The organism is Streptomyces sp. NPDC034670, assembly GCF_055574875.1.
The window spans coordinates 101,513-107,512 of record NZ_JBVITR010000019.1; the positions used below are offsets into that span (position 1 = coordinate 101,513).

The 6,000-nt window shown below is 74.1% G+C and carries 6 protein-coding genes; all 6 read left to right on the forward strand.

Going from position 1 to position 6,000, the window contains the following annotated elements; all coding sequences use genetic code 11:
* The first annotated feature begins 263 nt into the window (after nt 1-263).
* Entirely contained in the window at nt 264-1,628 is a 1,365-nt protein-coding gene (locus ACZ56B_RS15860) for a phosphomannomutase/phosphoglucomutase (RefSeq protein ID WP_468790179.1), read from the forward strand.
* A 219-nt stretch (nt 1,629-1,847) separates the two neighbouring features.
* Nucleotides 1,848-2,018, forward strand: coding sequence for a Trm112 family protein (locus ACZ56B_RS15865; protein WP_004987263.1), 171 nt, complete (start codon nt 1,848-1,850; stop codon nt 2,016-2,018).
* A 78-nt stretch (nt 2,019-2,096) separates the two neighbouring features.
* Nucleotides 2,097-3,224, forward strand: coding sequence for an SIS domain-containing protein (locus ACZ56B_RS15870; protein WP_468790182.1), 1,128 nt, complete (start codon nt 2,097-2,099; stop codon nt 3,222-3,224).
* 70 nt (nt 3,225-3,294) lie between these two features.
* Nucleotides 3,295-4,446: a mannose-6-phosphate isomerase, class I gene (gene manA / locus ACZ56B_RS15875; protein ID WP_468790184.1), complete on the forward strand. Its 1,152-nt coding sequence runs from the start codon at nt 3,295-3,297 to the stop codon at nt 4,444-4,446.
* 140 nt (nt 4,447-4,586) lie between these two features.
* Nucleotides 4,587-5,567 carry a cation diffusion facilitator family transporter gene (locus ACZ56B_RS15880; protein ID WP_468790186.1) on the forward strand — a complete coding sequence of 327 codons (981 nt, stop codon included), beginning with the start codon at nt 4,587-4,589 and terminating at the stop codon, nt 5,565-5,567.
* 251 nt (nt 5,568-5,818) lie between these two features.
* Nucleotides 5,819-6,000, forward strand: a 182-nt coding sequence (locus ACZ56B_RS15885) for an adenosylhomocysteinase (RefSeq protein WP_468790187.1), incomplete at its 3' end; no start/stop codon positions are given.

Sequence of the window (6,000 nt, forward strand, 5' to 3'; positions counted from 1 at the left end):
TGCCTCGCTCGCCTTCTCCTTCCTTCTCCGCCTTTCCTCGCTCCTCTCCGCTTTCCCGTGCTTCCCCCCGCTTCCCTGCGTCCGCACGCCGGGCACGGCATCCCCGTGACGGACCGCTCCGGCCGGGCGGCCGCGACCGGCCGCTCCGTGGCGGCGGACCGGGATCCCGGCCGGCCCCGTCCGGCGGTCGCGGCGGAGCGTCATCCCCCACGGACGGCTGCGGGTAGTTTGTGGTGACCACAGGACTTTCGGAAGGGTTGGCCGTGGCTGCTGATCTGTCGCAGATCGTGAAGGCGTACGACGTGCGCGGGGTCGTCCCCGACCAGTGGGACGAGTCCCTGGCCGAGCTCTTCGGCGCCGCCTTCGCCCGGGTGACCGGCGCGAGCGCGATCGTCACCGGGCACGACATGCGGCCCTCGTCCCCGGGCCTGTCGGGCGCCTTCGCACGCGGCGCGGCGGCCCAGGGCGCCGACGTCACCGAGATCGGCCTGTGCTCCACCGACCAGCTCTACTACGCCTCGGGCGCGCTGGACCTGCCGGGCGCGATGTTCACCGCCTCCCACAACCCGGCGCAGTACAACGGCATCAAGCTGTGCCGCGCGGGCGCCGCCCCGGTCGGCCAGGACACGGGCCTGGCCGAGATCCGCGAACTCGTCGAACGGTGGAGCGAGTCGGGCGCCCCGGAGCCGGCGGCCGCGCCGGGGACGGTCACCCGGCGCGACACCCTGGACGACTACGCGGCCCACCTGCGCTCGCTCGTCGACCTGACCTCCGTCCGCCCCCTGAAGGTCGTCGTCGACGCGGGCAACGGCATGGGAGGTCACACCGTCCCCACGGTCTTCGCCGGCCTGCCGCTCACCCTCGTCCCGATGTACTTCGAACTCGACGGCACCTTCCCCAACCACGAGGCCAACCCCCTGGACCCGGCCAACCTCGTCGACCTGCGCAAGCGGGTCCGCGAGGAGGACGCCGACCTCGGTCTCGCCTTCGACGGCGACGCCGACCGCTGCTTCGTCGTCGACGAGCGGGGCGAACCGGTCCCCCCGTCCGCGATCACCGCGCTGGTGGCCTCCCGCGAGCTGGCCAGGAACGGCGGCCGGGGCACGGTCATCCACAACCTGATCACGTCCCGGTCGGTGCCCGAGGTCGTGCGGGAGAACGGCGGCACCCCCGCCCGCACCCGCGTGGGCCACTCCTTCATCAAGGCCGAGATGGCGCGGACCGGCGCCATCTTCGGCGGCGAGCACTCCGCGCACTACTACTTCCGCGACTTCTGGAACGCCGACACGGGCATGCTGGCCGCCCTGCACGTCCTCGCCGCCCTCGGCGGCCAGCCGGGCACCCTGTCCGCCCTGGTCGCCCAGTACGACCGCTACGCCGGCTCGGGCGAGATCAACTCCACCGTCGACGACCAGACCGCCCGCCTCGCCGCGGTCCGGGCCGCGTACGAGGGACGCGAGGGCGTCACCCTGGACGACCTGGACGGCCTCACCGTCACCTCCGCCGACTGGTGGTTCAACGTCCGCCCCTCCAACACCGAACCGCTCCTGCGCCTGAACGCGGAGGCCCGCGACGAGGCGACGATGGCCAAGGTGCGCGACGAGGCCCTGGCGATCATCCGGGGCTGAGACCGCACGGGCGGGACCGTGCCGTGCGGTGCGGGGCGGCAGCGCGGTCCGCCCCGCACGGCCGGCCCCGGCGCCCCGGCCGCGGCCCGCGGCGGCGCGCGCCCCCGCCGCCCCCGGGAGCGGTTCATGGTTCAACATCCACAGCCCGCCCGTCCCGCGCCCACCGGCGGTACTCTGACCAGGCACATCCGCATACGCCCGTCCCCGAAGGGAACCCCCATGGCGCTCGAAGCCGGCCTCCTGGAGATCCTCGCCTGCCCGGCCTGCCACTCACCCCTCGAGGAGCAGGACACCGAGCTCGTCTGCACCGGCCAGGACTGCGGCCTGGCGTACCCGGTCCGCGACGGCATCCCCGTCCTCCTCGTCGACGAGGCCCGCCGCCCCGCGTAACCGACGATCCGGCGACCCGGCGCACCCGTGCCCCGGCGCCCGCGACCCGACGCCACGCCGACCGGAGGCTGCCGCCCCATGCTCGACGAATCGCTGCTCGACTCACCCGAGGGCCTCGCCGAGGCCGACCACCGCGCGCTGCTCCGCGGCGCCGCCGAGGCGGGCGCCCGCGTCCGCACGGCCGTCCGGCACGCCGCCGAGGCCGGCGTCCACGACCTCACACCGGACGGCCGCCCCCGCGCCGTCCTCATCGCGGGCCCCGGCGCCGCCGCCACCCAGGCCGCCGACCTCCTCGGCACCCTGGCCGGCTCCGGCAGCCCCGTCACCCGGCTCGCGCCGACCGGCGTCGCACCCGCCGCGGGAGCGCTGCGCTGGGAGCTGCCCGGCTGGGCCGGCTCCGTGGACCTGCTGCTGATCGCCACCCCCGACGGCACCGAACCGGGCCTGTCCCTGCTCTGCGAGCAGGCGTACCGCCGCGGCTGCACCGTCGTCGCCGTGGCGCCCGCCCGCACCCCGCTCGCCGAGACCGTGAGCGGCTCCCACAGCCTGTTCGTCCCCCTGGCCACCGCGCCCTACGACCAGGACGAACCCCTCGCCGCAGCCGCCCCCGGGGTCCTGTGGGCGCTGCTCACCCCGCTGCTCGCGCTGCTGGACCGGACCGGCCTGCTCGCCGCCCCGCCGGACGCCCTGGACAAGGTCGCCGACCGCCTCGACCGCATCGCCGAACGCTGCGGCCCGGCCGTCGCGACGTACGGCAACCCGGCCAAGACGCTGGCCGCGGAACTCGCCGACGCGCTCCCCGTCGTCTGGACCGAGGGCGTCTCGGCGGGCCCGGCCGGCCGCCGCTTCGCCGCCGCGCTCGCCGAACTGTCCGGCATCCCCGCCGTCGTCGCCGAACTCCCCGAGGCGCTCGCCGCGCACAGCGCCCTGCTCGCCGGCCCGCTCGCCGCCAGCGCCGACCCGGACGACTTCTTCCGCGACCGGGTGGAGGAAGCGCCCGCCCTGCACGCGCGCGTGGTGCTGCTCCGCGACCGCCCCATCGGCGGCCTCACCGCCGCCCCGGCCGCCCGCGACCTGGCCCTCAGCCACGACACGCCGATCAGCGAGCTGGAGCCGGAGGAGGGCGGCGAACTGGAGACCCTCGCGGAGCTGATCGCCGTCACGGATTTCGCCGCCGTTTACCTGGCGCTCGCTTCCGGAACCTGATCATGCCCGGGACGCACCACTTCCCCGGCGCGCGTACGCACGAGACCCGGCAAAAGGAACACTGAGCCCCATGGACCGCCTCGACAACACCATCCGCCCCTACGCCTGGGGCTCCACCACCGCCATCCCGCGGCTGCTCGGCACCGAGCCGACCGGCGAACCGCAGGCGGAGATGTGGATGGGCGCCCACCCCGGAGCCCCCTCGCGCACCGCGCGCGGCACGCTGGCCGAGGTCATCGCCGCCGACCCGGAGAAGGAGCTCGGCGCGGCGACGGTCGCGAAGTTCGGCCCGCACCTGCCCTTCCTGCTCAAGCTCCTCGCCGCCGGATCCCCGCTCTCCCTCCAGGTCCACCCCGACCTGGACCAGGCGAAGGAGGGCTACGCGGACGAGGAGCGCCGCGGCGTCCCGGCCGACGCCCCGCACCGCACCTACAAGGACGCCAACCACAAGCCGGAACTGGTCTGCGCCCTCACCGAGTTCGGCGGGCTGTGCGGCTTCCGCGACCCGCTGCGCGCCGCCGAGCTCCTCGACGGCCTCGGCGTGGACTCCCTCAAGCCGTACGTCGACCTGCTGCACGCCCACCCCGAGGACGCGGCCCTGCGCGAGGTCCTCACCGCGATCCTCACCGCCGACCCCGAGGAGATGGCGCACACCGCCGCCGAGGCGGCCGCCGCCTGCGACCGCCTCGGCGGCGCCTACACCCCCTACGCCGGCATCGCCCACCACCACCCGGGCGACCCCGGCGTCATCGCCGCGATGCTCCTCAACCACGTCCGGCTCCAGCCCGGCGAGGCCATCTTCCTCGGCGCCGGCGTCCCGCACGCCTACCTGAACGGTCTCGGCGTCGAGATCATGGCCAACTCCGACAACGTCCTGCGCTGCGGCCTGACCCCCAAGCACGTCGACGTCCCCGAGCTCCTGCGCATCGTCCGCTTCGAGGCCGGCGACCCCGGCGTCCTGCGCCCGGAGGCCGCCCCGGACGGCGAGGAGGTCTACGAGACCCCCACCGACGAGTTCCGCCTCTCCCGCTACGTCCTCCCGGCGGGCGGCACCACCCACGACCTGACCCTGACCACCCCGCAGATCCTGCTCTGCACGGCCGGTTCGGTCCGCGCGGGCGGGCACGAGCTGTCCCCGGGCACCTCCGTGTTCGTCCCCGCGGGTGAAAAGGCCGAAGTATCGGGTACCGGGACGCTGTTCAGGGCCACGGTCGTCGTCTGACCGCCGCCTGGCGGCGACCTGACGCGCCGTCCCGACAGGGCTGCAACAATGGCCCACCGTCAAAGGACGGACACGGGCCCGGACGTACGCACGCGCACGACCGGGCCCGGAAACGGCGTACGAAGGGACAACACGAACACATGAGCGCGTCAGGCGGCACCAAGGCGATCGTGGCGGCACTCGCCGCCAACCTCGCGATCGCGGTAGCGAAGTTCGTGGCGTTCCTCTTCAGCGGCTCCTCGTCGATGCTCGCCGAGTCCGTGCACTCGGTCGCCGACTCCGGCAACCAGGCCCTGCTGCTGGTCGGCGGCAAGCGGGCCCAGCGCCGGGCCACCCCGCAGCACCCCTTCGGCTACGGCCGCGAGCGCTACATCTACGCCTTCCTCGTGTCCATCGTGCTCTTCTCGGTCGGCGGCATGTTCGCCCTCTACGAGGGCTACGAGAAGATCAAGCACCCGCACGAGCTGACGCACTGGTACTGGCCGGTCGGCGTCCTGGTCTTCGCGATCATCGCCGAGGCCTTCTCCTTCCGCACCGCCATCAAGGAGTCCAACGCCCTGCGCGGCCGGAGCTCCTGGAAGGAGTTCGTCCGCCACTCCAAGGCCCCCGAGCTGCCGGTCGTCCTCCTGGAGGACCTCGGCGCGCTCGTCGGTCTGGTCCTCGCCCTCGGCGGTGTCGGCCTCGCCCTGGTCACCGGTGACAGCGTCTGGGACGGCGTCGGCACCCTCTGCATCGGTGTCCTGCTCATCCTGATCGCCCTGGTCCTCGCCGTCGAGACGAAGTCCCTGCTGCTCGGTGAGGCCGCGGGCGCCGAGGAGACCCGGAAGATCGAGGCCGCCGTCGTCGACGGCGACACCGTCACCCGCATCATCCACATGCGCACCCTCCACATCGGCCCGGAGGAACTGCTGGTCGCCGCGAAGATCGCCGTGCGGCACGAGGACACGGCCACGGAGATCGCCGCCGCCATCGACGCCGCCGAGTCCCGCATCCGCGAGGCCGTCCCGATCGCCCGCGTGATCTACCTCGAGCCCGACATCTACAGCGAGACCGAGGCCGCCAAGGGCGCCGACCCCGAGGCCACCCCCGGCGGCCCCGCGCCGCACGGCACCGGACACTGAGCCCGCGGTCACCGCCCGCGCCACGGGCGGTGACCGGAGGTTCGAGGGGGTGACGTCCGCCGGATCGGCTTGATGTGTGCGCGGGCGGACTGGGGGGCGCGGGGTCCGGCGGTGTAGCTTGGGACGGAGCCAGACGTCGCTGCTGATGGCGGTCGGGCGGTCCCACCGCGGACCGGCCGAGGGAGAGAGGGCCTCCGACGGACTGCGCTGCGCGTACGCGGGCATGCCTGTGTCCTCCTCTGGGCACCCCTGTGTCCGCCGCCGCGCAGACCAGCCGACCCACCTCGACCCGATACGAGGAGCAGCCCGTAATGACGACTGTCGAGAACCGACAGGACTTCAAGGTCGCCGACCTGTCCCTGGCCGAGTTCGGCCGCAAGGAGATCACCCTCGCCGAGCACGAGATGCCCGGCCTGATGGCGATCCGCCAGGA

Coding starts and splice junctions, on each gene's coding strand:
- ACZ56B_RS15865 (WP_004987263.1), top strand. CDS start 1,848: ATGGCGCTCGAAGCCGGCCTCCTGGAGATCCTCGCCTGCCCGGCCTGC.
- ACZ56B_RS15870 (WP_468790182.1), top strand. CDS start 2,097: ATGCTCGACGAATCGCTGCTCGACTCACCCGAGGGCCTCGCCGAGGCC.
- manA (WP_468790184.1), top strand. CDS start 3,295: ATGGACCGCCTCGACAACACCATCCGCCCCTACGCCTGGGGCTCCACC.
- ACZ56B_RS15880 (WP_468790186.1), top strand. CDS start 4,587: ATGAGCGCGTCAGGCGGCACCAAGGCGATCGTGGCGGCACTCGCCGCC.